The organism is Delftia sp. Lp-1, from assembly GCF_020523835.1.
GTDB lineage: Bacteria > Pseudomonadota > Gammaproteobacteria > Burkholderiales > Burkholderiaceae_C > Comamonas > Comamonas acidovorans.
Genome location: NZ_JAJALJ010000001.1, coordinates 447,411 through 473,422, shown reverse-complemented (window position 1 = coordinate 473,422; position 26,012 = coordinate 447,411). Strand labels below are relative to the sequence as shown.

Below are 26,012 nucleotides of genomic sequence, written 5' to 3'. Positions count from 1 at the left end.
TCAGACGATCACCTTCAGACCCACAACCAGAAGCACTGAAGCCAGGCACAGCTGAAGCAGGCGAGGCGGAAGCTTCGCCGCCGCGCGGCTTCCGACCAGCACGGCCGGAACGGAGCCCACCAGCAGGCTCAGGAGCATAAGCCAGTCAACCATGCCCGCCAGCAGATAGCCAGTACCGGCGACCAAAGCCAGGGGGATGGCGTGAACGATATCCGTGGCAACAAGACGGTGGGAGTGCATGCGCAGGGGATACAGGCACATGAGTGCCAGACTACCCAGCGCGCCGGCGCCCACGGATGTCAGGGAAACGCAGACACCTACCAATGCGCCCGCCAGCACCGTCAGTGCTGCCTGGGCGCGAACTGGCCGTCTGGCTGGCCGCCCGGACCACCCATTTTCCAGTCTTCGCGCCAGCCAAGGAGCCAACACCAGGCCCAGACTGGTCAGCAGCACAGCTACACCTATCAAGCGGCTGAGCCCATCCAGCCTCGCAAAAGCGTGCCCCCCATGCGCCCATGCCATAGCTGCCAGCGCCGCAGGAATACTGCCCAACCACAGACGGCGGGCAACCTGCCAGTCCACATTGCCGGCGGAATGGTGGGCTCCAGCGCCAAACACCTTGGTAATTGCGGCAAACCACAGGTCCGTGGCTACTGCAGTCGCTGGCGCCACGCCGAAGAAGATCAGCAGCACGGGCGTCATGAGCGCGCCGCCTCCCACACCGGTAAGCCCGACCACCCCCCCCGTCAGCGCACCGGCCAACACGTAGGCGCCGTCAAGCACGAGGAATTACATCCCGCGAGCAGGCACCGATGAAGGAGGGATTGAGCACCTCCCGTTTCCCGTAGCGCAAGGATTTACCTTCCAGATCGATCACGACTCCTCCGGCCTCTTCAAGAATCAACTGGGCGGCCGCCGTATCCCATTCGCAGGTTGGAGCCAGACGCGGATACACATCGGCCAGTCCCTGGGCCACGAGACAGAATTTCAGAGAACTTCCGGCCTGCAACAGAGTTGTTCGACCCAGGTTACCTATGAAAGCCTGCGTATCTTCATCCAGATGACTCTTGCTGACCACGACACGCAACGGCGCCGCAGCGGATCCATCCGCTAAGGCCCTGGAAACGTGGATGCGGTCCACCACACCAGATACGGAGCGGAACGCTCCCAGCCCCTTGGCGGCCCAATAGATCTGGCCCAAAGCGGGAGCTACCACTACACCGAGCACCGGCCGTCCAGCCTCGATCAAGGCAACATTGACAGTGAATTCTCCATTGCGGGCGATGAATTCCTTGGTGCCGTCCAGGGGATCAAGGAGCCAGAAATGGCCCTGATCGCAGCGCTCGCTTACAGAGACCTCTTCCTCTTCCGAGACCACAGGGCAGCCCAGCCCAAAATCTGCCAACCCCTGGACCAAGCACTGGTGCGAAGCGATATCGGCCCGCGTAAGGGGACTGCTGTCTGCCTTGCTCTGCAGTTCAAGCCGTCCCTCTTCGTACACCGCCATGACCTGCTCGCCAGCCCGGCATGCCAGCTCCACGACCCGTGGTAGCAACCTCTCGACCTCGAGTTGACGCATAATGTAAAAATACGTTTAAACACAAAAAAATATAACACATCAACTGGCAAACACAGCGAAAATTCCAGAAAAATGCAAAATGCGACAAAATCATCTTCGCTTCAAGGATTGGAGCATGAGCGTGTCTGGGATACCCAGACCGCCTATGAGCACCTGCGCGGCCTCGGCTTGGCTGACACCAAGCGAACTGCCGAGCGACGCCTGCAATCGATGGATTTCCTCCCGCGTGAACTAGATGCAACAGGCCTGCGGGATGAGCTGGGACGGGCTGCGAAGAACCTGGTCATCGTATGGGCCCTGGAACAGGCCCGTAAAAAACGAGAGCGCGTGTTATTCGCCCAACTGGCCCCGTTGCCTGGCGGCAAGCCTTGCCTGCATCTCAATGATGCGAGGGGAGGCAGATTCTGGTTGCCGCTGCCCGTATGCAGTCCCATTGCCGTACTCGGAGCCATCGCCCGGCTTCAGCAACACCTGGGCAAGTCCATCACGCTCTTCCCCCACGGCGAGCTGGTCGGCTTCTTGCGTGGTCAACCCGAGCCGGCAGGCACCTGTTGGGTCGAGCACGCCTACCATGCCCTGCCCTCTCCCGACGATAGGCTACGACGTCCGCGCCCTTGTGGTAGCCCGCATCTGAAACACCTTGAAGCAGAAAGCATCCACATCCTGCGCGAGGCGGTGGCCGAAGCACAGAACCCCGCCATGCTCTATTCCATAGGCAAGGACAGTAGCGTGATGCTGCATCTCGCCCGCAAGGCGTTTTTCCCAGCTCCGCCCCCCTTTCCTCTGCTCCACGTGGATACACGGTGGAAATTCCAGGAAATGTATATGTTCAGGGAACGTATGGCGCGAGAAAGCGGGATGCAGCTTCTGGTGCATATCAATCCAGAAGCCATACACAAGAATATCAATCCCTTTGACCATGGCTCTGCCCTGCACACCGATATCACCAAAACAGAAGGACTGAAGCAGGCAATAGATCAGCACCGGTTCGACATAATTTTTGGAGGAGCAAGACGCGACGAGGAAAAATCCAGGGCCAAGGAACGGATTTTCTCCTTTCGAAGTCCATCCCACCGCTGGGACCCCAAGAGTCAACGGCCAGAGCTCTGGAATCTCTACAGCGCCCGCAAGAACCCAGGTGAAAGCATACGAGTCTTCCCTTTGTCCAACTGGACTGAACTGGATATCTGGCAATACATCTACCAGGAAAATATCCCCGTTGTTCCACTGTATTTCGCCAAGCCCAGGGCCGTGCTGGTGCGGCCTGAAATGATCATGATGGTCGATGACGATCGGTGTCGACTCACTGAAGGTGAATCCATACAGATCAGAAAAATTCGTTTCCGGACGCTAGGCTGCTATCCACTGACAGGCGCTGTGGAATCGGAAGCGGAAAACATAGAAGACATTCTGCTCGAGCTGATCCAATCCAGGCAATCAGAACGCCAGGGCCGAAAAATTGATAGTGACAGCGCAGGAAGCATGGAAAGAAAAAAACAGGAAGGATACTTCTGATGTCGAAAAAACAAGAACAAGGCCCATCTCAGGTCAAGCTCCACGAATGGATTGACACCCAGAACCAGCAAGATCTGTTGCGATTCATCACCTGCGGCAGCGTCGATGACGGGAAAAGCACTTTGATCGGGCGCCTGCTTTTCGACTCCAAACAGATATTCGATGATCAGTTGGCAACTCTGCAAGCAGATTCCAAGCGGTACGGAACGCAGGGAGAGCAGCTAGATTTTGCCCTGCTCGTCGACGGTCTAACTGCCGAACGCGAACAAGGCATCACTATCGATGTTGCTTATCGCTTCTTCTCGACTGCCCGCAGAAAATTCATCGTAGCGGACACACCGGGCCATGAGCAATATACGCGTAATATGGTCACAGCGGCCTCCACTGCCGATCTGGCCATCATACTCATCGATGCGAGAAAAGGTGTTGTCCCGCAGACAAGGCGCCATGCCTATATAGCATCTCTGATGGGTATACGTCATGTAGCCGTTGCCATCAACAAGATGGATCTCGTCAGCTTTCGCGCCGAGACTTTCCAGCAAATTACAAGCAGCTTTAAGCAGCTCTCCGACAAACTTGGTTTTGAAAGCGTTTCAACGATACCAATTTGTGCATTGGGTGGAGACAACGTAATCAGTCGGTCAGCAAATATGCATTGGTATTCTGGACCCACACTCGCTGGCTATCTGGAAACCGCGGCCATACCACGACCAATGGATACACGGTTCGTTTTTCCGGTGCAATGGGTGAACCGGCCGCATGCGGATTTTCGAGGTTTCAGCGGAACGGTGGCCGGCGGACAAATCTCCGTGGGGGACAGCGTGCGTGTGTGCGCATCCGGGCAGACGGCCAAAATCGATAGGCTGGTGACCTTCGACGGAGACCTCCCAACCGCGGGCACAGGAGACGCCGTGACACTAGTGCTCGACAGGGAAGTAGATGCCTCGCGGGGTGACATGTTTGCTGCGCCGGATGCGCCTCTGGAGTTAACTGACCAGTTTGAAGCCACCCTTGTCTGGATGCATGAGGATGCGGGACTCGTGGGACGCAACTATGACCTCAAGCTGGCAAACCAGTGGACCGGAGCCTCCATAACAACGATCAAATATCGGGTGGAAATCAATAGCCTGGCCCATGAGTCATGCCGGCAGTTGAAACTCAACGATATTTCCGTATGCAATCTGGCCCTGACTCGCCCATTGGCCTTCGATACCTACAAGCATTCCCGTACCTTGGGTGCATTCATTCTGGTGGATCGCTTCAGCAATGCCACCGTAGCCGCAGGCTTGATACACCACAGTCTGCGCCGTGCCCAGAATGTGCACAGACAAGCACTAAGCATCACGCGTCAGGACAGGGAAAGGCTGAACGGGCATCCAGGAAAAGTAATCTGGTTCACAGGACTTTCAGGCTCGGGCAAGTCAACGCTTGCCAATGCATTGGAAAAAGAATTCTTTGCCCAAGGTAAGCGCACCTATATATTAGATGGTGACAATGTTCGACAGGGACTCAATAAAGATTTGGGATTCACCGACGCAGATCGAGTGGAAAACATAAGGCGCATTACGGAAGTTTCAAAAATAATGTTGGATGCTGGAATTATCGTAATAACTGCTTTTATCAGCCCTTTTCTGGCTGAACGAAAAATGGCAAAACAGCTAATTGGCGAGCAGAATTTCATCGAGATTTTTCTTGATACACCTCTAGAGGTTTGCGAAAAACGCGATCCCAAGGGTCTTTATAAGAAGGCCAGAGATGGAAAGCTGCCCAACATGACCGGCATCAGCAGTCCATATGAAAATCCAACTGCACCAGACATAAAAATCAACAGCGCAGAAATCTCAATCGACGAAGCCACAGAGATTATTCTTCAAGAATTCAACAGGACTTCCTCACATCGACCTAATCTCTGAAATTTTCATCCATTTTTCTTCCACACACCAGAGCCTTTCACATTTTTAATTAATTCCCCGGTCAGCCTGGAATCTCGAAGAGAATGCACTTTATCTGCATGCGCCGTCAAACACATTCAGATATTCTCAACTAGCAATCCTGAAAATAACCGCGGGCAGATATTTAAGCACCAATAAAATTAAAGCTGATCGGAACAATTGAAAAAAGGAGTGCTATGGAACATATAGACTAGAGCACCAAGCCAATTAATCAGAAAATCCTGAATTCATTTATCTTCAAGTGAAAGGCTGATTGGCTCCGTTGGGACATTGCTCACATCATGGTGCAAGAACGCAATAAGCCCCTGGATACCAATTAGAATAGGAAGTGCAGCGAGCATTACTGTGCCGCTAGTTGCCGGGTGACTCGCGGCTGAGCTGGCAATCCAGTGCCAAACACCGAACAGCACACCTACAAGAACCATCAAGCTTCCACAAAGACTATAGAGCGTTCCGACGTTGAAGTCGCGCACCAGGTAGTTGTAGACATAACGCCGCCACAGGCGCGAGGCGTGCTTGCGCAGGAATTCGGGCAGCACCTTGCCGATCTTGAGGTTGGACTCCTCATCGGCATAAACCGAATCCATGGGCACGTCCTTGACGACGGCGCGCACGGTGTTCAGGCGGAACAGCATGTCGGTCTCGAAGAAATACCGGCTTTCCAGCTTGTCCAGCGGCAGCTCGGCCAGCACGCAGGTGCGTACGGCCGTATAGCCATTGGTCGGGTCCATCACGTTCCAGTAGCCACAGCTGAGCTTGGTCATGAAGGACAGCACGGCATTGCCGAACAGGCGTACCGGAGGCATGTCCTGTACCGACTCAGGCCGGTAGAAGCGGTTGCCCTTGGTGTAGTCGGCCTGGTGGCGCAGCAGGGGACGCACGAACAGCGGCAGCAGCGAGGGGTCCATCTGGCCGTCGCCATCGATCTTCACCACGATGTCCATGCCGTCGGCAATCGCCGCCTTGTAGGCTGTGACGATGGCGCCGCCCACGCCCCGGTTCTCGGGGTTGTAGAGCACGCGCACGCGTGGGTCCGTGTTGTTCTCCTCGATGAAGCGTCCGCTGCCGGCAGGGCAGGCGTCGTCCACGGCATAGATGGCCTCGACTTCGGGGCCGATGGAGTTGATGACACCGAGCACATGCTGGGTGACCTTGTAGCAGGGGATGGCGACGGCGATGCGCATGAGAAATCTTTTACAGATGTTTTTGGAAGTAGCCGTTGGGGCGCGAACAGCAGCAGGCTATTGCTGCTCGCATTAACCCTAGCCTAGGTTGAGGACTGGAACGTCAAGAGGAGTGAATAGCCCACAGTTTTAAGCTGTTCAGTCTTCAGGGCAACCAATGTTGCTCTTGCATTATTTCCGCAGCCATAAGTTTATGCGCTGCACCAAGTCAAGGCGCTCGCTGACTATGCTAGAACCAAAGAAATTGCGCAGGCTTTCGATTAGTCCGCGCTATCCAGAATTTCTTGCGCTCTCGACAAGATTTTTCTATTTTATAAGCCGATATTATCGGCTTGCATTTTCCGCCAGATTGCATCGACAATTTTTCTTCGTCGCTCAGAATGAATGCAATACATGTATCTTATCTATATTCATCTACAGCATCGGCATCCCTTTAGACAAGCCAGTTCATCTTAGTATTTCCAGAAACAATCTTCGAGCAAATTTTCATTGAACCAACAAACGACAAAGCAGGCAAGCTGTCACGGTGTTTTCTTTTATCTAAAAATGAAAGAACAAACCATGACTCGCTCGACTAAATTGATAAAAATTCTTAGGCCGGTCCTACTCTAAAATCGGGGATGTGCCAACATTCCCCCCCACTCTCAGAAATTTTCATTTTTTAAATTTACCCCGAAATTCGGCAATTCCCAACACTGCAACCAAGCAAGCGCTTAATACAGCAGCCTCTATCGACCAAGTAATATATCTAAAATCTGCCGCAGTTGCAATAAAAAATAATGACATCGCGTTTAGCAGACCACTTACAGAAAGTCCGGTAGCAACAATGTACTGCTCTCTATATTCAGAGCCCCTAATAACACGAAGAACACCAATGAAAATTACAAAAATACCAAGTAAATAATAATAAAATGCCTGATATATTGGATAACTTGCTATCTTTGAAAAAAAGCCGAGAGTTTTCCACATCTCTACGTCCGTCATATTTTTAAAACTTAGACCGAATTCATTCTCATCTATTCCAGGATGGAAAGGATAGTAAACAGCACCTTTAACATGAACTCCTGAGAGCGATAAAAATACATGAAAACGGTGCTTCAAATACTCAACCGGGTTTTCAAAAACAATTGTGACCCAGTCGCGAATCAAACGGGAGTGATATGCTGGCTCAGGATAAGGGGAAATAACACTGAAAACGTGATAATTAGCTTCGTTGCTATTATTTTTCTTTACTTTCTCCATCAACTCCGGTTCACTAGCACCACCAAGATATGAAGGGAATAGATTAACATCTCTATCAATTGAAACAGCGGCAATATCCCAAACCAGAAGAGTCCCTAATCCATAAGATTTCTGTATATTCTTATTTACCAGCGATATTCCAATAAAAAAAATCACCAATAATGCCAGAGCGCCGAAAAAGGAAGAAAAATAAAGCTTATAGGAAGAGAATCCTTTTTTCTGCGCTATCAAATAACACAGGCACAGCGACAAGATAAATACAGGGATGAATCCATTTATTCTTACAGCCGCCGCATAAAACATAGAGGCTATGGCAATAATTATCCAAAACTTTCCTTCAAACTTTGAATAGGCAAGCAAAGCAGAAAATGAAAGCAATAGGCATGCGAGCATCCCTACATCTTTCCATACGTGAAGTGTGGAAATAATAAGAGGCGGCCAGAAGCCAAGAAAAAGTATGATTAGTACACGAGTCCAAAAAGAACTAAAAATCACGCATGCAAATATTATCAAGCCTGACCAATAAACTAATTGATGAAACCAGAATAATGCAGAGACCGATTTAAAAATCTCTTCGAGAGCCCCCCATGTGTAGGCCATTATTGGAGGATGGGCCGTCGTCATAGGAATGATTTTATGCACTTGCCTGTATTGCTGCAGGGAATCAAATGACATAAAACCTGGCGAAAAGAAAAATGCGAAACTCAATCCAAAAGCAAAAGCGATGAAAGCGACACAAACAATCGAAAATTTTCTTCCAAGCAATAAATTTTTATCCATTTTTCTCATTTCTAAGATATGAAAAATTTAACGCAAAAGCCTTCAAGCCACCATTATCCATACGAAGAAAATTCATGAAATAATGGAGCAAATTAATTTAATAAATTGCCTGATTTTATCAATCAGGCAATTAACTCGATAATCCAAGAACTATTTTACAAGATGCAGCGAGGGATTAATTAGAAAAATGATTCGATGCCATCATTGCTGTTTTTCTAACTTCTTTTATTCTTGCCTCGCAGTTCAGATATTCAGGATCAGACAACAAAGACTGTCTAGCGTCATTATCGCTTAAAGCGAGAGTATGTCCTCGATCCAAACTATGTATGTAATCGCCCAAATAAATATTAAGATTCAAACCGTCCCAATCCGAATTATCTCTATTAAATATCTGCAGCGTCAACAAATAATCTTCCATATAGCGTTGATCGGCGTAATACTTAATATTTGACACATCTATCCCTTCAAGATCCAGCATGAAACTATGAAGTGGCGCATGATTACAGCCTAGAAAATCTTCAAACGAATAGCCATATTCAAAAGTTTTTTTCCGATCAACCAGCAACCTCAGATTTGACTTACAACTTGTAGAAAATACGCGCCCAAAAGCAACGCATTTACCACTAACAGCGATTCTTTCAAGCAAATTAGCATATGCTGAAGAAAACAGCAAATCATCGTAATCGAGAAAAGCGCAATATTTGGTTTTTACTTTTCTCAATGACTCATTAAGCATAAGAGAGCGGAGATCTTTCGCAGTAGAGCCAGACTCATAAACATCAACAATTGGCAGCACAGGAGACCGCCAATAAAAATTATCAACAACCTTATGCAACTCAGTCAATCCATGTTGATCAAAATCCTGCGCAGCTATCAATGGAATTACGGAGCAATTCCACATTGCATTCAAGCACCCCAGTGCGTTCTCTAACTCACCCAGATCAGCAGATTTGTGAATTCTCACAACAGTAGTTACTTTAGGTAGATTTTCCTGATTTAAGGTATCTGGCTTGATCTCAAAACACCAAGCATCGGTACGTACTCTGATAGAAGAAGTGAGGGCCTTCTCAATACTTTTCCTCAAATCGACCCTAATCGGAGCATGCCATGTAGCCGAAGGTACTGCTGCGCCATTATTCGCCACGGCTGGCAGGTGATGATGATCTCCATAGTGACTAGGAACTACGGTAGCCCTAAGTCCCCAAGCCGTGGAAATCATCTTTTCCAACACCTGAGTGCTGAAAATACATGCCTTATCTATGCGAATGACAACATCCGCATCGGCTACCGCGCCCATTTTCATGGCGGGCATGCCGAGCGACCTCAAGTCCGTATCACAGCTCACTTCAAATCGGTCGAAAATCGTGGAGCGCGACAGACTATGAGACATCCGGTCCCGCACACTCTGACCCATGCGCATCTGATTCTTTGCATTCTCTGAGAACTGGATATGAATCCGCAGATTCTCTGGAATTACCGCGTTATAGTTCAACTGACTTTCATAGGGAATTCCAGAGAGTGAACGCCCCACTGAATTCAAATAGCTATATCCATAGCGTGTGTCTGGCTCTAGATGGGCGCCTTCTGCCCACTCATTCCATGCATTGACGAAGATGAATTGTTCCGATGGCTTCAGTGTAGAAACCGTGTACTGGATGGTGCTTTCCATCCATTTCTGGAAAGACTCCGGCGTACTGCCATGCAACAGCAGTGCCTCGGAACCATATCGTGCGGTGTTGTCCCAGATAGGCACGATGGAGCGGAAATACTTGAAGTCCTTTTTCTCCGTCTGCCCCATGTAGAAGTTGGCCACGTCATCATAGGAAAGTACGCTCCCATTGACAGGCCAGTATTTTTTCAGGCTCTGTTTTATTTCCGGTGCACCGCCATCCGTCCAGTCATGGAGAACACGCTCGGTTCCAGCGTCCATGCCGAAATCCTTGGGATCGGTAGCTCCACGCGTCAGAACGGCGACGACATAGGGCTTGGGCAGGCCCGCTTCGGCACAGACCTCGGCCCAGACATCCAGATATTCATCGATATTCGGGATGGAGGATGGCCGATAAATTGAAAGCATGGGCCGGTCGTTCACTCGGATATACCTAGGATCCTTGAAGAATGGAATCAGGTATTCCATGAAGGCACGCGCATCCTCGGCTGAATAATTCTGCCCAAGCAGGATTTCCTTCTCATTCCCATCCCATCGCCTGGTCCAGTTTTCATTCGCCCAGCAGAAACTGAACGGCATGGCCACATCCTGATGGGCCAGCAGCATACGAGCGGGCTGCTCCAGAATCATCTTTCCGGCAAACCAATAATGGTAGAAGACCTGACCATAGACGCCAGACTTCTTCATCAGTTCAGCCTGCCGACGCAAGGTATCGGGGCCATCCAGCAGATAGTAACCCAAGTCGGGGTGCGGTATATGCTGCTGATAGTGACCTTCAAATAGAGGATTGGCAGCCCTTACCTTTGTCCATTCTGTAAACCCTTTCCCATGCCACTCATCATTCTCAGGAATCGGATGAAATTGGGGAAGATAGTAAGCAAGGACTTTTACGTCCTTATATACAATGGATTCACTATAATCCAGGCAGGCTTCATACTGCCCGTAATCCTTGATCGAATCCCCTTCTTCAAGAAAAATATACTTTCCAGATCCATTTTTCGCAAGTACAGGGAGTAGGTATTCAAGTGTTCCACTACCATGCCCAGATGCCAAGACTTCGGAGAAATCTTCGGAATCAATGGGCAACCTCAGGAAATCCCTCAGGTTTTCAGTCTGTGCCCAGAACATGACTCCCGTTGGAACCAAGAAAGGCTGAACATTGCCCATAGGAGCTTGGCCATGCTCTTTCAGCAGACGCTCTGCCACCGTACCCAGCACATGCCATTCCTGCTTTGCTTTTTCATCCACTGTCGGTGATCCTGCAAAGACAATTTTTGCCTTCTCCTGCAGTAACTCCAGAAAATGCGCAACTCTTCCATTCGATGAATTTTCACCACCCAGCAGACGAGCCAATGCACCATCGTGTCCTGGGCCACCTCCCGCGTGGAAATGCCCCACAATCCTGTACCCCGATAATTCAGCTCCGAACTCCAGGATCATGGCTGCCAAAGGCTGGGTAAACCCGGTCGTCGTTCGACCCACGACTTTCTGACTTGGCGACAGAAATTCGCGCAGGCGTGCAAGGACTTCCAGCAGCTCCAAGCCTGGTGCTATAGACACATATAGGTCGAATTGGCAAGGAAGCACCGACAGGCGTTTAGCCGCCGCTTCCAATGCACTTATCTCGAATACATGCAGATGGATAGCGGCGCGAAGAGATTTGAATGCCTCGGAGCGCTGCTCATCCAACCGAGGATCTACATAGTAGGGGACTGGCAGCAACCGCGTGACTTCATTTCGCGAGGCCACGGCCTCAACCCTATCGGCCGCCTCGATCTGCTCGGCAATTTCTACCTCCCTGGAAACCAGTGCCAGGCGCTTGCGCACGCCTTCAGCACCTTCGTTTCCGAGGACTGCAGCAGCTGTGCGCGCTGTGCCCACCACGCCGCCACCTGCTTTGATGACATTAGGAAGGATGTGCAGTACATGCTGGACACGCAGCAAGCTGCTCAGGATGCGCCTGAGCGGAGCCGTCCAGCGCCAGCTGGCACTGGAGCGCATTGCCTCCAATGCGGCGATCAGCCCCATCAAGTCCCTTCTTTGTTGCTCCACCTCACTATTCGAGCGCGCCAGCAGCAGTTCAAGGCCGGCAACCCGTTCGTTCAGCTCATCGATGGTGGCCTTGGCGATGTCCAGTCCCTTGTCGGCGACAACTACGCTTTGATCCCTTCCAGCGATCAGCTTTTGCTTTTCCGCAAGCTGTATGTCCCTATCCACGATCTGCTTGGTCAGTTCCATAAGCCTGTTGTCGAGGTCCAGTATCTTTCTATCCCTGTCCAACAGTTGGCTGCCCGCGTCGACAATCTGATGATCCTTTTGAATAATCCGATGGTCATTGTGAATGAGAAGCTGGTCCTTTTCGAGAATCTGCTTATCTTTTTCGGCGATTATCCGCTCTCTCTCCACGGCTTCATTGTCAGCGTGTGAGATCTCTTTTTCTTTTCCCTGTAGGCGACCATGCAATCTGTCAACCATCTTCAGAACCGGCCGCATGCGATTGAATTCCAGCAACCAGTTTTCCAGCACCCCGGATTGACGTAGATCATCAACCGATGCCAATCCTTTTCCTATATTGTCCAGATGGCGGTGAATATCGTGCACTAATCCGGGCGCGGCCATATCCGAGTAAACGTCACTGGCACTGAAGCGGGAATGCCTCAGCTGCTCGTCCAGGAATTCTTCACGATAAGACTCCAACTCCTTGAAATCGATTCCTGCACCCATCCAGCGCGCAAGCTTTCCCAACTGCTCGTCAGGCTTCAGCATGAGTTCATCGTAGTCCATCACCAGCACCGGCCAATTTCCGACGTTGGAAAGACTTGTCAGAATGTGCTCGGCCCACAACAGATAGGATTTACTCTGATCAAAACCATCCCGCTTCCCGAGCGACTTGGCTACACTTAATGGATTTCGAACGGCCAATACATATCGCACGTCGAAAGACCCCGCTTCGAAGACATGTGCCCAGAAGGGAAGCATCTTTGCGGTACGAGGGTCCTTGAAGCCAAAGCTCCGGTTTTCCAGGATCTTGCTGCGCAATAGTTCAATCGCTCGCAGAATATAGCCACGGTCAAGAAGAACCTCTACGTCCGCTTCTTGTATTGGATCCAAGCTGTGCCAACTCCGCCCACAGACATCGAGCATCTCGACATTGAGAGCCACCAGATCCATATCCTCCCAATATCCTTTGTCGTTGATTCCTGCAGCTGGCGGCTCCAGCCTATCGCCCAGCTCCACACCAATGACCTTGAGGCCTCTCGTAATAGCGCTAGTCCCGCTGCGATGCATACCGAGGACGATCACAAGTTTTTGCTGGCTTTCAACACGCTTCATTGCTTCTGGCATATTAATTATTCTCAAATTCTATATTTGGCATACAAGAGAAATCAACAACTCCCGTTGCGAGATTGTTCGTCTCCGATAGCACACGGAACATTGCGACATCGACCAATCTATGCAGATATGTCTCGCTGCCATTCAGCTCTCCGACCACACCCGCATTCAAAAAATACACTCCCGAATTCAACTGGCAGGAAAACTCGAACTCCACATTGAAGGTAGATCCTGCCTCCACAAATGCCAGGCTTTCCCTATTGGAGGCGGCCGATACCCCTCCACCCAGTTCAATACCATTTGTCGTTTTTATCATCATGCCGAATCTGACATTGCTGGCTGATTGACTGAACCTGACCTTGTAGCGGTAAAAATAGCTCTTCCCTCTATTGAGGTTATTGACAAGTTCCCCACCGTGTGAATATATAGCAGGATCTTCGATCAAGGCTCCATAAGAACCATAGGAAATGGTGCTTACGGGCTTGAGCGCAGGGTCGTAGCTTTCAGGCAGTTCAGCAGGTTCGATTTGGTTTTCGTCAATGTCAACCACTGGAGCTTCTCTGGATTTCTCCATTTCCACGGCCCCAACGGCATCTTCCCGCCGTATTTCTTCTCGTATCTCGTTTCGACGATTCTCCGGCACATACAAAAGTTTCTGGTACCGTCCAATAATCTTCTTGGGCATCCCCATGGCAATGCGCTCACCACCATCCAGCAAGATTGCGCGATCACACAATTCCACCACCGTTCCGCCAGAGTGCGATACAAACAAAATTGTGGCACCTGCAGCTCTGATGGCTTCTATCCTGGAAAAACATTTGCGCTGGAAAAGTTCGTCGCCCACCGAAAGCGCCTCATCCACCACCAGGATCTGGGGATCGACATTGATGGCGACTGCAAATGCCAGGCGCACAACCATGCCACTGGAGTAGGTTTTTACCGGTTGATCTATGAACTGCCCAATATCTGCGAAAGACTGTATTTCGTCGAAACGATTTTCAATTTCCTGCCGACTCAAACCCAAAACAGAGCCGTTCAGGTAGATATTCTCCCGCCCCGTGAATTCCGGATTAAATCCGGCCCCCAATTCCAGCAGCGCGGCAATACGACCATTTGTTTCCACTCTCCCAGTCGTAGCAGCCAGCGTTCCACATATGATCTGCAGCAATGTGGATTTCCCGCTGCCGTTTTTTCCGACAATCCCGACAGTCTCTCCTTTTTTTATTGAGAAATTGACGTTTCTCAATGCCCAGAATTCACGAAAATACTTTTCTTCCGTGAGCCCAACAGATCTTCTCAATGCAGGAAGGAGAAATTGCTTCAGGCGGTCACGCGGAGTATCGTAGATTTGATAGCACTTGCTCAAATCATGGACTTCGATCGCATTTTCAGAGAACATCCGCAAAACCCCTTCTTGTTTTCTGAAACCAAGCAAAACCCAACCAGGCAATAGCAATGGAGCCAACCCAGTAAATCAGCATGGATGTAACCGAAGGGAGCTTTCCCCAGAAAAGAATGTCGCGAGTCTGCTCTATCACTATGGTCAAAGGGTTGATATAGAGGATATGACGATAGTTTCCTGGTAATGAGCTCACCGGATAGAAGACAGGACTGAGAAACATCAAGACCATGGTCAATACGCCAATAAACTGGGAAACGTCTCGTAAAAATACGCCCAAGGAAGCAAGTCCCCAGCTGACCCCCATAATAAACAGTCCGAATGGAACAATAATCAGCGGCAATAGCAGCACTGTAGGATGAGGTATCCCAAAAAATATCAGATAAGCAACCATCCATACAGCCAGACTGACCAAGGCGTGATAGAGACCAGATAGAAATGCAACAAAAGGCAATATCTCAAGCGGATACAGAACTTTTTTCACATAATTGGGGTTGTACAGTACAAGATTGGGTGCTCTGTTAACGCATTCGGAAAACAGATTAAAAATGATCAATCCAGCGAATAATGCCAAGGCAAATTCCGTCTTGGACTCACTCCCAGGATTCCAGCGCGCCTTGAATACTTCGCTGAAAACAAATGTATATACCGCCAGCATGAAAATCGGGTTGAAAAAGGACCACAGCAACCCCAAAGCGGAGCCGCGGTATCTTCCTAGCACCTCGCGCTTGGCAGACGCATAGACAAGTTCCCTATGCCGCCAGAGGCTGGCTACCATTTCCCTTGGGCTGACTGAAAAATGCTGCATCAGGAGCACACCTTCCAACCAGCAACCAGTGCCTTCTTGACCATCTTTGATTTTTTACCAAACATTTCCACCCGCCTTCATGAAATAGACTCATGAACCCAAATTATTTCAACTCCAGAAAATCAGCTCAAGGGATCAGCCCCGCATAGATTTCCATAACTGGCGTGCATACCCTTTTCTATAGAACCGTTGCGTTAGCAGCGAATCGATGACATGCCCATTCTCTCTCATGTAGTTCTTTATTCTTCGACGCTCATACCAGAACTCTGGCATCCTGCCAAAAACATCCTTGTAGATATTGATCAACAGCCCGAACCTTCCATTGACGGAATGCCTTCCCACTGTTAAAAAATGGGCCAATAGAATCAGAATTCCGTGTTTCCACAACAGGGCACGCGGCATAAGCTTGATATGCATCCAGAACACATTGCGCAAGCCATGGTAAGCCACAAAATTGTTTACTTTCCCACTACTCGCCTGCCCTTCGTGTAACGCCAACAGCTCATCTATATAGGCAGGCGTATATCCAAGCAAAAGAGATCGCAATGCCAGATCTGTATCCTCACAATAACAAAAAAAACGAGGATCAAAATAATAGCCAAAAACAGATCTGCTATCTTCCAGCATTTCTCTGGTCAAGATACAGCAGCCGCCTGTGGGTCCTATGTATCCATCATCCAGGGATTTTCTGTCCGCGGGCATCAGGCTCGCATATATGGATATCCCAAGAGTATCAACCTGCTCAGGATGAGAAAGCCTGTGCATACGGCCACCGGCCAAACCTATTCTCCCCGGCGATCTCAGAGCCTCGCACAGACGATGCAGCATTTCTTTTTCCGCGATGGCATCGTTGTTGAGCAGTACGATCTTGTCACAGGATTCATCCCGCAATGCCAGCTCGATCAATAGATTACTTCCTTGTGCAAAACCAAGATTGATTGATGATCTATACAGATTCAACCCTGGAATAGAACGGGAGTTGCAGTGCTGCACCAACAGATTGAAATCTTTTATCTCCGATGCATTATCCAGAAGCAGGATACTGTCGGGCATTAGACTGGAATTTAAAATCGAATCCAGACAGCGTATGGTCTGAACGGCGGTATTGAAGTTAATGAGCAACAACCCAATACCAGCACCGCCCCCTGCTTCTTTGCAATGATTGACTACCTCTTCAAGATCTTCGACCTGACAGGCTTCTATTTTACTTTTCATTTCAGCGGCCCCTGGTTACACGGCCGTAAGCATCATCGAAACGAACTATGTCATCTTCGCTCAGAAGATCACCAGACTGGATCTCTATTATTTCCAATGGAAATTTCCCGGGATTTTTCAATCTGTGTTTATGTCCCCGTGGAATGTAGGTTGACTCATTTTCATTCAGAAAGAAACACTGTTCATCACGCGTGACTTCAGCCATGCCTTTCACAACAACCCAGTGCTCGGCGCGGTGGTTGTGCATCTGCAAACTCAGGCTGGCCCCGGGATTGACGACGATGCGCTTGACCTGAAAGCGTTCGCCACGATCCAAGCTGTCATACCAGCCCCATGGGCGATGCACTTTGCGGTGAGAGCGGGTGAAGGTTTGCCCGTTTTCACTACCCGCCAGCAAAGTGACCATTTGCTTGACTTCCTGTGTTTGCCGCTTGTCGGCAACGAGTACGGCGTCCGGTGTTTCGATCACCACCATGTTTTCGAGGCCTACGCCCACCACCAAACGGCTGCTGGACATCAGCAAGGAGTTATCGCAATGGCGTTGAAGGACATTGCCGCTCAGCGAGTTGTCCCTCTCGTCCTTGTCATGCACATCCCACAAGGCGTCCCAAGCACCTAAGTCGGACCATCCAGCGTCAAGAGGCACCACAAGAGCAGGAATTTCAAGCGAGGGCATTATCGGCAGGCGCTCCATGACGGCATAGTCGATGGAGTCGGACGGGCAGGACAGGAACGCATCGGCGACCGGACGGATGAAGTCAACGTCCCGGCAAGCACTGCGCATGGCAGCACTGCAGGCCTCAAGAATGTCGGGCCTGCAAGCGGCGATGGCACGCAGCCATACGCTGGCTCGCACCATGAACAGTCCACTGTTCCACAGATGATCGCCGGCATCGAGATAGCACTGCGCCTGCGCGGCAGTGGGCTTTTCCTTGAAACCCTGCACCGCATGCAGCCCAGCCTCGTCGGACTGCCCGTAATGGATGTATCCATAACCCGTCTCGGGCCGGACAGCAACGATTCCGAAAGTCACCATGCATCCACGGATCGCAGCAGAATAGGCACTCTCAACTGCAGCATGGAAGGCACCAGATTCGGTGATCATATGGTCCGCTGGCATTGCCAACAAAACAGGATCGTCGTGTTCCACACTGGCCTGCAATGCAGCCAGAGTAAGCGCTGGCGCGGTATTGCGCCCAGCGGGCTCCAGCAAGATGGGGCACTGTTCCAAGCCGATTTGCAGAAGTTGGCTCGCTGCCAGGAATCTGTGCTGCTCGTTGCAAACGAGTAGGGGCTTGGGCGCCTGCGGTATGCGGTCTGCCAAACCCTTCAGGCGGACGACCGTATGCTGCAACATGGTGATCTCGTCCGTCAGCGCGAGGAACTGCTTGGGATAGGTCTCACGCGAAAGCGGCCACAGCCGGGTGCCAGAACCACCACAAAGGACAACGCTCAGCAGTAATGCACTCATAGCGACGCTTGACCAGGTTCAACTGAACGTCGCATGTCCTCAGCATCAGCCTCCAGCATTGCCAACCGCTGGTTCAACCGCCGCACATCACGCTCGATGCGGGTGTTGACCATGTCGGCATGCAAGGCCTTGATGAGCAGGACGATGCTGGCCAGCAGCAGCAGCATGGCTGGTGGATAACTGATGCCCAGGCCTGCTGCCAGGCGGTTGATCATCCCTGGCCAGACGCCGAGCACGACGGCAGCCGCGGCAACGACGACCCAGAACAGCCCGTGCATGAGGTAGAGGTGGTCGCGCCGGATCAGGTACAGAATCAGCGCGGCCAACCCTACACCCATGAAAGTCGTTGTTACCTGAAGGGATGCCATATTGATAATCAAAAGCTACCGAATGAATCCATTCGGTTGATGCAGGGCACGCCTGAAATCAGCGCAATGGCGGTCTGAAACAGGCAAAACCGCCAACGAAATACGTAAAACCTCCCATTGTAGGTTCCGCATCATGTTCTGAAGGAGCTGGCCCTGCTTGTTCCTCCCTGCCCTTGACAGGGAGTTGCGACCTGCTTTGCCAAAACCAGAGCACTTGCAGGATCAGCCCTGAAAGCAGACCGGGCTCCCGCAGCACTACACTGAAGCATTCACCTGATACACGTCCGCGCTGTTGCTTTCGTGCACTCACCCATGCCATCTGCCACCACCCAGCTCCTGGTCATAGACCCCCAGAACGACTTCTGCGATCTGCCTGACGACTGGCGCCCCGGCGGGCAACGTCCCAGCCTTCCCGTGGCGGGCGCACATGCCAACATGCAGCGGCTTGCCGGTTGGATACGGCGCGAGGGGGCGAAGGTGGACGCCATCACGGTGACTCTGGACTCGCACCAGCGCTACGACATCGCCCATCCGGCTTTCTGGCAACAGGGCGATGGCGACGATAGCGGCGATGTGGCGCCGTTCACCGCGATCACGGCGGCGCAGGTGCGGGCGGGGGTGTTCCGGCCGCGCAACGCCGAGGCGCTGCAGCGCAGCCTGGACTATCTGGATGCACTCGAAGCCAACAGCCGCTACACGCTGATGGTCTGGCCCGTGCACTGCGAAGTGGGCAGCTGGGGCCACGGTATCCATGCCGATGTGCTGGCGGCCTGCGGCGACTGGCAGCAGCAGCGCCAGCGCGCCGTGTACAACGTTTTCAAGGGGCTCAATCCCTGGACCGAGCACTACAGCGCGCTGCTGGCCGAGGTGCCCGACCCTGCCGATCCGGCGACCTTGCTGAATACAGCCTTGCTGGAGCGGCTGGGGCAGGCAGACATACTGGTGGTCGCGGGCGAGGCGAGCAGTCACTGCGTGCGCTCCACGGTCGAGCATCTGGTCGAGCACCTTCCCCATCCTGAGCGCATCGTGCTGATGCACGACGCCATGAGCCCGGTGCCGGGCTTCGAGTCCGCGCACCATGATTTCCTGGCAGCCATGCAGGCCCGCGGATTGCGGCTGGCCTCCAGCCAAGAACTCCACCTGTAGGGGCCGGACCGCCTTCCCGCGCGCAGCCCCCTTTCCTGTTTCCCCAGCATCGCACCATGGCTCCCATCATCACCAGCCTGCTCGACACCGATCTCTACAAATTCACGATGTGGCAGGCCATGCTGCACCGCAATCCCCAGACCGAGGCCGAGTACGAATTCGTCTGCCGCACGAAGACCGCTTTCCCGCTGGCCGAGCTGCTGCCCGAGGTGGAGCGCGAGCTGGACGCCCTGTGCGCGCTGCGCTTCACGCCCGAAGACCTGGCCTACCTGGGCGGGTTGCGCTTCATGAAGAGCGACTTCATCGACTTTCTGCGCATCTTCCAGTTCCAGCGCGCCTTCATCCGTGCCTGGGCCGATGGCGACACCCTGCACATCGAGGCCAAGGGCCCCCAGGTCCATGTGATGGGCTTCGAGATCTATGTGCTGGCCATCGTCAACGAGCTGTATTTCCGGCGCTTCGACGCGGAGGCGGCGCTGGCCGAAGGCCGCAGGCGCCTGGCCGGCAAGATCGAGCGCCTGCGCCACCTGGCCTGCGAGGCCAGGCTGCGCAATCCCTTCGAGCTGTTCGACTTCGGCGTGCGCCGGCGCTTCTCGGGCGCCTGGCAGCGCGAGGTGGTCCAGGCCTTTGCCACGCAGACGGCGCAGTGGTTCAAGGGCACGTCCAACGTGCTGCTTGCGCGCGACTTCGGCATCGTGCCCATAGGCACCATGGCCCATGAGTACCTGCAGAGCTACCAGGCCCAGGGCGTGCGCCTGCGCGACTTCCAGATCGCCGCGCTGGAGGACTGGGTGCAGGAGTACCGGGGCGACCTGGGCGTGGCCCTGACCGACACCGTGGGCATGGATGCCTTCCTGGCCGATTTCGACATGTACTTCGCCAAGCTCTTCGACGGGCTGCGGCACGACTCGGGCGACCCGTATGCCTGGGGCGAGAAGGCCATCGCCCACTACCAGAAGCTGCGCATAGACCCGCAGGCCAAGCGCCTGGTGTTCTCCGACGGGCTGGACCTGGACACGGCCCTGTCCCTGTACCAGCGCTTTGCCGACCGCATACAGCTGGGCTTCGGCATCGGCACGCGGCTGACCAACGACATGGGGCTGGAGACCATCAACATCGTGATGAAGCTCACCCACGCCAACGGCCAGCCCGTGGCCAAGATCTCGGACTCGCCGGGCAAGACGCTGTGCAACGACGAAACCTATCTGGCCTATCTGCGCCAGGTCTTCGGCCTGGCCCAGCCTGTCGCCGCCTGACACCGTCAAGGCTCCATTCATGCTGCGCATCACCATTGCCCAACTCAACCCCACCGTCGGCGACATCGCCGGCAACGTGGCCCGCATGGCCGAGGCCGCTGCCCGCGCCGCGCACGCGCAGGCCGACCTGCTGGTCTTTCCCGAGCTGTCGCTGTGCGGCTACTACCCTGGCGACCTGCTGGACGAGCCCGCCTTTCGCGAACGCCTGGAGCAAGGCTTGGAGCAGCTGCTGCAGGCCACGCGCCAGTGGCCGCAATTGCACTGGGTCATCGGCGCGCCCACGCGCGCCAGCGGGCCGGGCAAGCCACTGCACAACAGCCTGCTGGTGCTCAAGGACGGCGCCGTGCGCCTGCGCTACGACAAGCAGTTGCTGCCCACCTACAACATCTTCGACGAGCGCCGCCACTTCGAGCCCGGCCCCGACGCGGCCAAGGTGCTGCGCATAGGCCAGGCCCAGGTGGGCTTTCTGGTGTGCGAGGACGGCTGGAACGACGCCGGTGCCGACTACGCCACCAACCCCTTCGCGCGCATGGCCGACGCCGCCCCCGACCTGGTGGTCAGCATCAACGCCAGCCCCAGCCACCTGGGCAAGCGCGAGCAGCGCCACGAGATCTTTGGCCAGGCGGCCACGCGCCACGGCCTGCCCATCCTCTACGTGAACCAGATCGGCGGCCAGGACCAGATCGTGTTCGACGGCGCCTCCTTCGCGGTGGAGCCCGGGCGCGGCGTGGTCTTCGAGGCCGAGCGCTTTGTCGAAGACCTGCGCACGCTGCAGTTCGACGATGGGCGCTTCCTCGACGCGGCCGGCCAGCCCTGCATGAGCGTGCCGGCCGAAGGCCTGCCCACCATGGAGTTCTACCGCCGCCAGATCGTGCTGGGCCTGCGCGACTATGCGCGCCGCTGCGGCTTCACGCGCGCGGTGGTCGGCAGCTCGGGCGGCATCGACAGCGCGCTGACCCTGGCCCTGGCGGCCGAGGCCCTGGGCGCGGACAACGTGGTGGCCGTCACCATGCCCTCGCGCTTTTCGTCGAGCGGCTCGGTGGATGACTCGGTGATCCTGTGCCGCAACCTGGGCATCACGCTGCATGAGCACCCGATCCGCGAGCTGGTCGACGGCTATGCGCGCCAGTTCGAGTCCAGCTTCGGCCAGCCGCTGCAGGGCCTGCCGCTGGAGAACCTGCAGGCACGCATCCGCGGCACCACGCTGATGGAGTACTCCAACGCCTTCGGCCACCTGCTGCTGACCACGGGCAACAAGTCCGAGATATCGGTGGGCTACTGCACGCTGTATGGCGACACCAACGGCGGCCTGGGCCTGCTGGGCGATCTGTACAAGACCGAGGTCTTCGAGCTGTCGCGCCACATCAACCACAGTGCGGGCCGAGAGCTGATTCCCCAGGCCATCATCGACAAGCCGCCCTCGGCCGAGCTGGCGCCCGACCAGAAGGACGAGGACAGCCTGCCGCCCTATGCGGTGCTGGACGAAATCCTCAAATACGCCATCGAGGGCCGGCACCTGTCCACCGCCGAATACGGCACGGCCGAGCGCTTTGTGACCCAGCTGCTGGACCAACCCGGCGGGGCCGAGCTGGTTGACCGCGTCAAGCGCATGATCTTCCGCAGCGAGTACAAGCGCCGCCAGGCCCCGCCCATACTGCGCGTGCGCCCGCGCGCCTTCGGTACCGGGCGCCAGATGCCCATTGCCGCCCACTACGAATGAAGCCAGAGTGAAGCCACCGAGCCTGTTTATGCAAGAGACTGCCGCCATGGACGCCCCCACCGAAACCCCGGCCACCAGCGAGCGCGTGCACACCGCCGTGCTGATCGGGCGCTTCCAGCCGCTGCACAACGGCCACATGGCACTGCTGCGCGCGGCGCTGGAGCGTGCCGAGCAGATCGTCGTCGTGCTGGGCAGCGCCTGGCAGGCGCCCAATCCCAAGAACCCCTTCAGCTGGCAGGAACGCGCGCAGATGCTGCGCGAGGCGCTGCCGCCCGCGGACGCGGCCCGTCTGCACTGCGTGCCCGTGCGCGACTACTACAACGAGCCGCTGTGGGTACAGGCCGTGCAGCAGGCCGTGCAGTCCTGCGTGCCCGAAGGCGCCAGCGTGGCCCTGGTCGGCCATTTCAAGGACGCGACCAGCGGCTACCTGGCGCGCTTTCCGCGCTGGCAGCTGATCAGCCTGCCGCGCCTGGGCCAGTTCGACGCCACGCCGCTGCGTGACATCTACTTCGGCGAATCCGGCGTGGACTTCGAAGCCCTGGCCGCCCAGGTGCCGCCCGCCACCCTGCAGTTCCTGCGTCAATGGGCCACCACGCCCGTCCATGCGCAGATGTGCGAGGAATGGCGCATGCTGGCCCGGTACCGCAAGGCCTGGGCTGCGGCGCCCTACCCACCCGTCTTCGTGACCGTGGATGCGCTGCTGCGCTGCCGCGTGCCGCACGAAGACGCGCAACAGGACCACATCCTGCTGATACGCCGCGGCCATGCCCCGGGCCTGGGCCTGTGGGCGCTGCCGGGCGGCTTCCTGGAGCCGCGCGACACGCTGTGGCAGTCCTGCCTGCGCGAGTTGCGCGAGGAGACCTGCTCCACGCTCAGCGAGGCCGACCTGCAGGCGGCCCTGCAGTCCGTGCAGGTCTTCGACCATCCCGACCGCAGCCTGCGCGGGCGCACCATCACCCATGTGCATTACCTGGACCTGGGCGTGCTGCCCTCGCTGCCGCCCGTGCAGGGCGGCGACGATGCGGCACTGGCGCGCTGGGTGGCCGTCTGCGACCTGCCCGCCATGGAAAGCGCGTTCTTCGAGGACCATTTCCAGATCCTGCGCCAGTTCCTGCCCCTTCCGGTGCAACAGCCCCTGGCGGACACGGGCGCGAAAATCGGCTAAAACCGGAGATTGCGGCGCCATCTTGCGCCGCAATACCGTTTTTCCGGGCTTCCCGTGTTCCCCCGCGATTGAATGACTACCACCCTACAAATCCGACCCGCCACCCCCGATGACGCCGAACTTATCGTCCGCTTCGTGCGCGAACTCGCCGTCTATGAAAAAGCCGAGCATGAAGTCCTGGCCACGCCAGAGCATGTGAAGCGCACCCTGTTTGCCGACAACCCCGCCGTCTTCGGCCTGATCTGCCTGCATGGCGACCAGCCCGTGGGCTTTGCGGTCTACTTCTTCAATTACTCGACCTGGCAGGGCCGCCACGGCCTGTACCTCGAAGACCTCTACGTCACGCCCGAGGCGCGCGGCCTGGGCGCGGGCACGGCGCTGCTGCGCCGCCTGGCGCAGATCGCCGTCGAGAAGGACTGCGGCCGCTTCGAGTGGAGCGTGCTCGACTGGAATCTGCCCTCCATCGAGTTCTACGACCGCCTGGGCGCCCTGCCCCAGACCGAGTGGATCCGCTACCGCGTGACCGGCGACACCCTGCTGGAGATGGCGCGCGAGCCGGCCTGAGGCCGGCCCCCTTTGTCTGCCTACTCGGGCTCCACGCCCTGGCGCACGGCCTGCTCGACCACCTCGCGCGTCAGCGTGGGCACGAAGGTCTCGATGAAGGCATAGGCATAGCCGCGCAGCCAGGCGCCCTTGCGCAGGCCCAGCCGCGTGGTGTTGACCTCGAACAGGTGGCCGGCGTCCAGGGTACGCAGGCCCTGGTCGCGCTCGGCATCCAGCGCCACCGAGGCGACGATGCCCACGCCCATGTCCAGCTCCACATAGGTCTTGATCACGTCGGCGTCCATGGCCGTGAGCACCACGTCGGGCTCCAGGCCCTCGCGCGCAAAGGCCTCGTCGATGTGGGCGCGGCCCGTATAGCCCTGCTCGTAGGTGATGATAGGAAAGCGCGAAAGCGCCTCCAGCGTCAGCGCCTGCTGCGACTGCAGCAGCGGGTGGCCGGGCGGCACGACCACGCCGTGCGTCCAGCGGTAGCAGGGCAGCGCGACCAGGCCTTCATAGCCGGCCAGCGCCTCGGTGGCCACGCCGATGTCGGCCTCGCCGCTGCGCAGCATCTGCGCCACCTGCTCGGGCGAGCCCTGGTGCAGGTGCAGGCGCACCTGCGGATAGCGCTGGCGGAAGTCACGCACCACATGGGGCAGCGCATAGCGGGCCTGGGAGTGGGTTGCGGCAATCGACAGCCGGCCCTGCTCGCTGGCGCTGAAGTCGGCGCCCACGCGGCGCAGGTTGTCGGCCTCCAGCATCAGGCGCTCGACGATGGGCAGCAGCGCCTCGCCGGGCGGCGTCAGCCCGGTCAGCCGCTTGCCTGCGCGGATGAAGATCTCCACGCCCAGTTCTTCCTCCAGTTCGCGGATCTGACGGCTCACGCCGGGCTGGGAGGTGTGCAGCGTGTGGGCCACCTCGGTCAGGCTGTAGCCGCGGCGCACGGTTTCGCGCACATAGCGCAGTTGCTGGAAGTTCATGGGCAAGGCTCCGCCCGGGGCCGGTGCGGCCCGGGCCTGTGGAAGGCAAAAGCAGGAAGGAAAGAGAGAGGGGACGGTGAGAGGCTTTCAGGCCGAACAGGCCACGGCCGGCTCGTCCGGGGCATCGGCCGCTGCCTCGCGGGGCAGCTCCAGCAGCTCGATCAGATTGCCTGCGGGGTCTCGCGCATAGCAGCGCCGGCCCTCGCTCACGGGCGCCACCTCCAGCGCCAGGCCGCCGTGCACCAGCAACTGCTGGCGCAGCGCATCCACGTCGCTGACCGTCAGCGCCAGGTGCACCAGGTTGCCCGCCGCGCGCTCGGTGCCGCCGGACTGCCCCTTGTAGGGCACCAGATCGATGCGCTGACCGCCGGCCAGAAAGCTCAGGCCCGGACGCCCGGCAACGGACAAGGCAGACAGGCCCAGCACTTCGCCATAAAAGCGCTCCATGGCCGCCTGGGCGCGCGCCGGGAAGGACAGCTGGACATGGTGGACGCCACAGACGATGGCCACGCCCGGCTTCATGGCAGTGCGGCCGGCAAGAGGGGAAGGCCAGGCGGGGCGTGTGGTGTGGGTCATCGAAGCGTCTCGGAAAAGAATCAGCAGCCCGAATGCTGCTGCAGGCCATTGTCGAGACAAGTCGAAAAAACCAAAAATAATAAAAATTCAGTCTGTTATTTCCAAATCATC

The 26,012-nt window shown here is 55.4% G+C and carries 19 protein-coding genes; 7 read left to right on the top strand and 12 right to left on the bottom strand.

The window, feature by feature from the left end:
* Both LGR64_RS02040 and cysQ read right to left on the bottom strand, forming a co-directional pair.
* Positions 1 to 783, bottom strand: coding sequence for a sulfite exporter TauE/SafE family protein (locus LGR64_RS02040; RefSeq protein WP_141835227.1), 783 nt, complete (start codon positions 781 to 783; stop codon positions 1 to 3).
* Entirely contained in the window at positions 776 to 1,579 is an 804-nt protein-coding gene (gene cysQ / locus LGR64_RS02035; RefSeq protein ID WP_268868936.1) for a 3'(2'),5'-bisphosphate nucleotidase CysQ, read from the bottom strand. The genes LGR64_RS02040 and cysQ overlap by 8 nt, the downstream gene beginning before the upstream one ends.
* Before the next feature lie 576 nt (positions 1,580 to 2,155).
* Between cysQ and cysD the strand changes: the two genes are divergently transcribed.
* Both cysD and cysN read left to right on the top strand, forming a co-directional pair.
* Positions 2,156 to 3,094 (top strand): sulfate adenylyltransferase subunit CysD, encoded by a 939-nt coding sequence (gene cysD, locus LGR64_RS02030; protein WP_221632766.1) that lies wholly within the window; start codon positions 2,156 to 2,158, stop codon positions 3,092 to 3,094.
* Positions 3,094 to 5,007 carry a sulfate adenylyltransferase subunit CysN gene (gene cysN, locus LGR64_RS02025; protein ID WP_230354936.1) on the top strand — a complete coding sequence of 638 codons (1,914 nt, stop codon included), beginning with the start codon at positions 3,094 to 3,096 and terminating at the stop codon, positions 5,005 to 5,007. Before cysD ends, cysN begins: the two co-directional genes overlap by 1 nt.
* 266 nt (positions 5,008 to 5,273) lie before the next feature.
* On the opposite strand, the gene LGR64_RS02020 is transcribed toward cysN, so the two are convergent.
* The 8 genes from LGR64_RS02020 to LGR64_RS01985 all read right to left on the bottom strand — a co-directional run bounded on the left by LGR64_RS02020 (position 5,274) and on the right by LGR64_RS01985 (position 18,515).
* The gene (locus LGR64_RS02020; RefSeq protein ID WP_230354935.1) at positions 5,274 to 6,230 is read right to left on the bottom strand and encodes a glycosyltransferase; all 957 of its coding nucleotides are present in this window, start codon (positions 6,228 to 6,230) and stop codon (positions 5,274 to 5,276) included.
* 654 nt (positions 6,231 to 6,884) lie between these two features.
* Positions 6,885 to 8,252, bottom strand: a complete 1,368-nt coding sequence (locus LGR64_RS02015; RefSeq protein ID WP_230354934.1) for a hypothetical protein — start codon at positions 8,250 to 8,252, stop codon at positions 6,885 to 6,887.
* Between the two features lie 175 nt (positions 8,253 to 8,427).
* Positions 8,428 to 13,266: a glycoside hydrolase family 99-like domain-containing protein gene (locus LGR64_RS02010; protein WP_230354933.1), complete on the bottom strand. Its 4,839-nt coding sequence runs from the start codon at positions 13,264 to 13,266 to the stop codon at positions 8,428 to 8,430.
* Between the two features lies 1 nt (position 13,267).
* Positions 13,268 to 14,653, bottom strand: coding sequence for an ABC transporter ATP-binding protein (locus tag LGR64_RS02005; protein ID WP_230354932.1), 1,386 nt, complete (start codon positions 14,651 to 14,653; stop codon positions 13,268 to 13,270).
* The gene (locus LGR64_RS02000; RefSeq protein WP_230354931.1) at positions 14,643 to 15,461 is read right to left on the bottom strand and encodes an ABC transporter permease; all 819 of its coding nucleotides are present in this window, start codon (positions 15,459 to 15,461) and stop codon (positions 14,643 to 14,645) included. Before LGR64_RS02000 ends, LGR64_RS02005 begins: the two co-directional genes overlap by 11 nt.
* A gap of 135 nt (positions 15,462 to 15,596) precedes the next feature.
* Positions 15,597 to 16,676 carry a glycosyltransferase family 2 protein gene (locus LGR64_RS01995; protein WP_230354930.1) on the bottom strand — a complete coding sequence of 360 codons (1,080 nt, stop codon included), beginning with the start codon at positions 16,674 to 16,676 and terminating at the stop codon, positions 15,597 to 15,599.
* A 1-nt stretch (position 16,677) separates the two neighbouring features.
* Positions 16,678 to 18,147, bottom strand: a complete 1,470-nt coding sequence (locus LGR64_RS01990) for a mannose-1-phosphate guanylyltransferase/mannose-6-phosphate isomerase (protein WP_230354929.1) — start codon at positions 18,145 to 18,147, stop codon at positions 16,678 to 16,680.
* Positions 18,144 to 18,515, bottom strand: coding sequence for a DUF2304 domain-containing protein (locus tag LGR64_RS01985; RefSeq protein WP_141835280.1), 372 nt, complete (start codon positions 18,513 to 18,515; stop codon positions 18,144 to 18,146). The genes LGR64_RS01990 and LGR64_RS01985 overlap by 4 nt, the downstream gene beginning before the upstream one ends.
* 312 nt (positions 18,516 to 18,827) lie before the next feature.
* Between LGR64_RS01985 and LGR64_RS01980 the strand changes: the two genes are divergently transcribed.
* The 5 genes from LGR64_RS01980 to LGR64_RS01960 all read left to right on the top strand — a co-directional run bounded on the left by LGR64_RS01980 (position 18,828) and on the right by LGR64_RS01960 (position 24,366).
* Positions 18,828 to 19,661 carry a cysteine hydrolase gene (locus tag LGR64_RS01980; protein WP_230354928.1) on the top strand — a complete coding sequence of 278 codons (834 nt, stop codon included), beginning with the start codon at positions 18,828 to 18,830 and terminating at the stop codon, positions 19,659 to 19,661.
* A 56-nt stretch (positions 19,662 to 19,717) separates the two neighbouring features.
* Entirely contained in the window at positions 19,718 to 20,917 is a 1,200-nt protein-coding gene (pncB, locus tag LGR64_RS01975; RefSeq protein ID WP_230354927.1) for a nicotinate phosphoribosyltransferase, read from the top strand.
* 19 nt (positions 20,918 to 20,936) lie between these two features.
* Positions 20,937 to 22,637, top strand: a complete 1,701-nt coding sequence (locus LGR64_RS01970; protein WP_230354926.1) for an NAD+ synthase — start codon at positions 20,937 to 20,939, stop codon at positions 22,635 to 22,637.
* A 46-nt stretch (positions 22,638 to 22,683) separates the two neighbouring features.
* Entirely contained in the window at positions 22,684 to 23,802 is a 1,119-nt protein-coding gene (locus tag LGR64_RS01965) for a bifunctional nicotinamide-nucleotide adenylyltransferase/Nudix hydroxylase (RefSeq protein WP_034397031.1), read from the top strand.
* Between the two features lie 72 nt (positions 23,803 to 23,874).
* Positions 23,875 to 24,366 (top strand): GNAT family N-acetyltransferase, encoded by a 492-nt coding sequence (locus tag LGR64_RS01960; protein WP_034397032.1) that lies wholly within the window; start codon positions 23,875 to 23,877, stop codon positions 24,364 to 24,366.
* A gap of 20 nt (positions 24,367 to 24,386) precedes the next feature.
* Here the strand turns inward: LGR64_RS01960 and LGR64_RS01955 are convergent, their stop codons facing one another.
* On the bottom strand, positions 24,387 to 25,325 hold the full coding sequence (locus tag LGR64_RS01955; protein WP_013800726.1) for a CysB family HTH-type transcriptional regulator: 939 nt from the start codon (positions 25,323 to 25,325) through the stop codon (positions 24,387 to 24,389).
* Positions 25,326 to 25,412: 87 nt separating this feature from the next.
* Entirely contained in the window at positions 25,413 to 25,901 is a 489-nt protein-coding gene (locus tag LGR64_RS01950; RefSeq protein ID WP_185751011.1) for a VOC family protein, read from the bottom strand.
* Positions 25,902 to 26,012 lie beyond the last annotated feature (111 nt).

What these genes read in the sequence shown, in the direction of transcription:
- LGR64_RS01960 (WP_034397032.1), top strand. Translation starts at nt 23,875, where the DNA reads ATGACTACCACCCTACAAATCCGACCCGCCACCCCCGATGACGCCGAA.
- cysQ (WP_268868936.1), bottom strand. Translation starts at nt 1,579, where the DNA reads ATGCGTCAACTCGAGGTCGAGAGGTTGCTACCACGGGTCGTGGAGCTG.
- pncB (WP_230354927.1), top strand. Translation starts at nt 19,718, where the DNA reads ATGGCTCCCATCATCACCAGCCTGCTCGACACCGATCTCTACAAATTC.
- LGR64_RS01955 (WP_013800726.1), bottom strand. Translation starts at nt 25,325, where the DNA reads ATGAACTTCCAGCAACTGCGCTATGTGCGCGAAACCGTGCGCCGCGGC.
- LGR64_RS02005 (WP_230354932.1), bottom strand. Translation starts at nt 14,653, where the DNA reads ATGTTCTCTGAAAATGCGATCGAAGTCCATGATTTGAGCAAGTGCTAT.
- LGR64_RS02015 (WP_230354934.1), bottom strand. Translation starts at nt 8,252, where the DNA reads ATGGATAAAAATTTATTGCTTGGAAGAAAATTTTCGATTGTTTGTGTC.
- LGR64_RS02010 (WP_230354933.1), bottom strand. Translation starts at nt 13,266, where the DNA reads ATGCCAGAAGCAATGAAGCGTGTTGAAAGCCAGCAAAAACTTGTGATC.
- LGR64_RS02020 (WP_230354935.1), bottom strand. Translation starts at nt 6,230, where the DNA reads ATGCGCATCGCCGTCGCCATCCCCTGCTACAAGGTCACCCAGCATGTG.
- cysN (WP_230354936.1), top strand. Translation starts at nt 3,094, where the DNA reads ATGTCGAAAAAACAAGAACAAGGCCCATCTCAGGTCAAGCTCCACGAA.
- LGR64_RS01985 (WP_141835280.1), bottom strand. Translation starts at nt 18,515, where the DNA reads ATGGCATCCCTTCAGGTAACAACGACTTTCATGGGTGTAGGGTTGGCC.
- LGR64_RS02000 (WP_230354931.1), bottom strand. Translation starts at nt 15,461, where the DNA reads ATGCAGCATTTTTCAGTCAGCCCAAGGGAAATGGTAGCCAGCCTCTGG.
- LGR64_RS01980 (WP_230354928.1), top strand. Translation starts at nt 18,828, where the DNA reads ATGCCATCTGCCACCACCCAGCTCCTGGTCATAGACCCCCAGAACGAC.
- LGR64_RS01990 (WP_230354929.1), bottom strand. Translation starts at nt 18,147, where the DNA reads ATGAGTGCATTACTGCTGAGCGTTGTCCTTTGTGGTGGTTCTGGCACC.
- LGR64_RS01965 (WP_034397031.1), top strand. Translation starts at nt 22,684, where the DNA reads ATGGACGCCCCCACCGAAACCCCGGCCACCAGCGAGCGCGTGCACACC.
- LGR64_RS01970 (WP_230354926.1), top strand. Translation starts at nt 20,937, where the DNA reads ATGCTGCGCATCACCATTGCCCAACTCAACCCCACCGTCGGCGACATC.
- LGR64_RS01950 (WP_185751011.1), bottom strand. Translation starts at nt 25,901, where the DNA reads ATGACCCACACCACACGCCCCGCCTGGCCTTCCCCTCTTGCCGGCCGC.
- LGR64_RS01995 (WP_230354930.1), bottom strand. Translation starts at nt 16,676, where the DNA reads ATGAAAAGTAAAATAGAAGCCTGTCAGGTCGAAGATCTTGAAGAGGTA.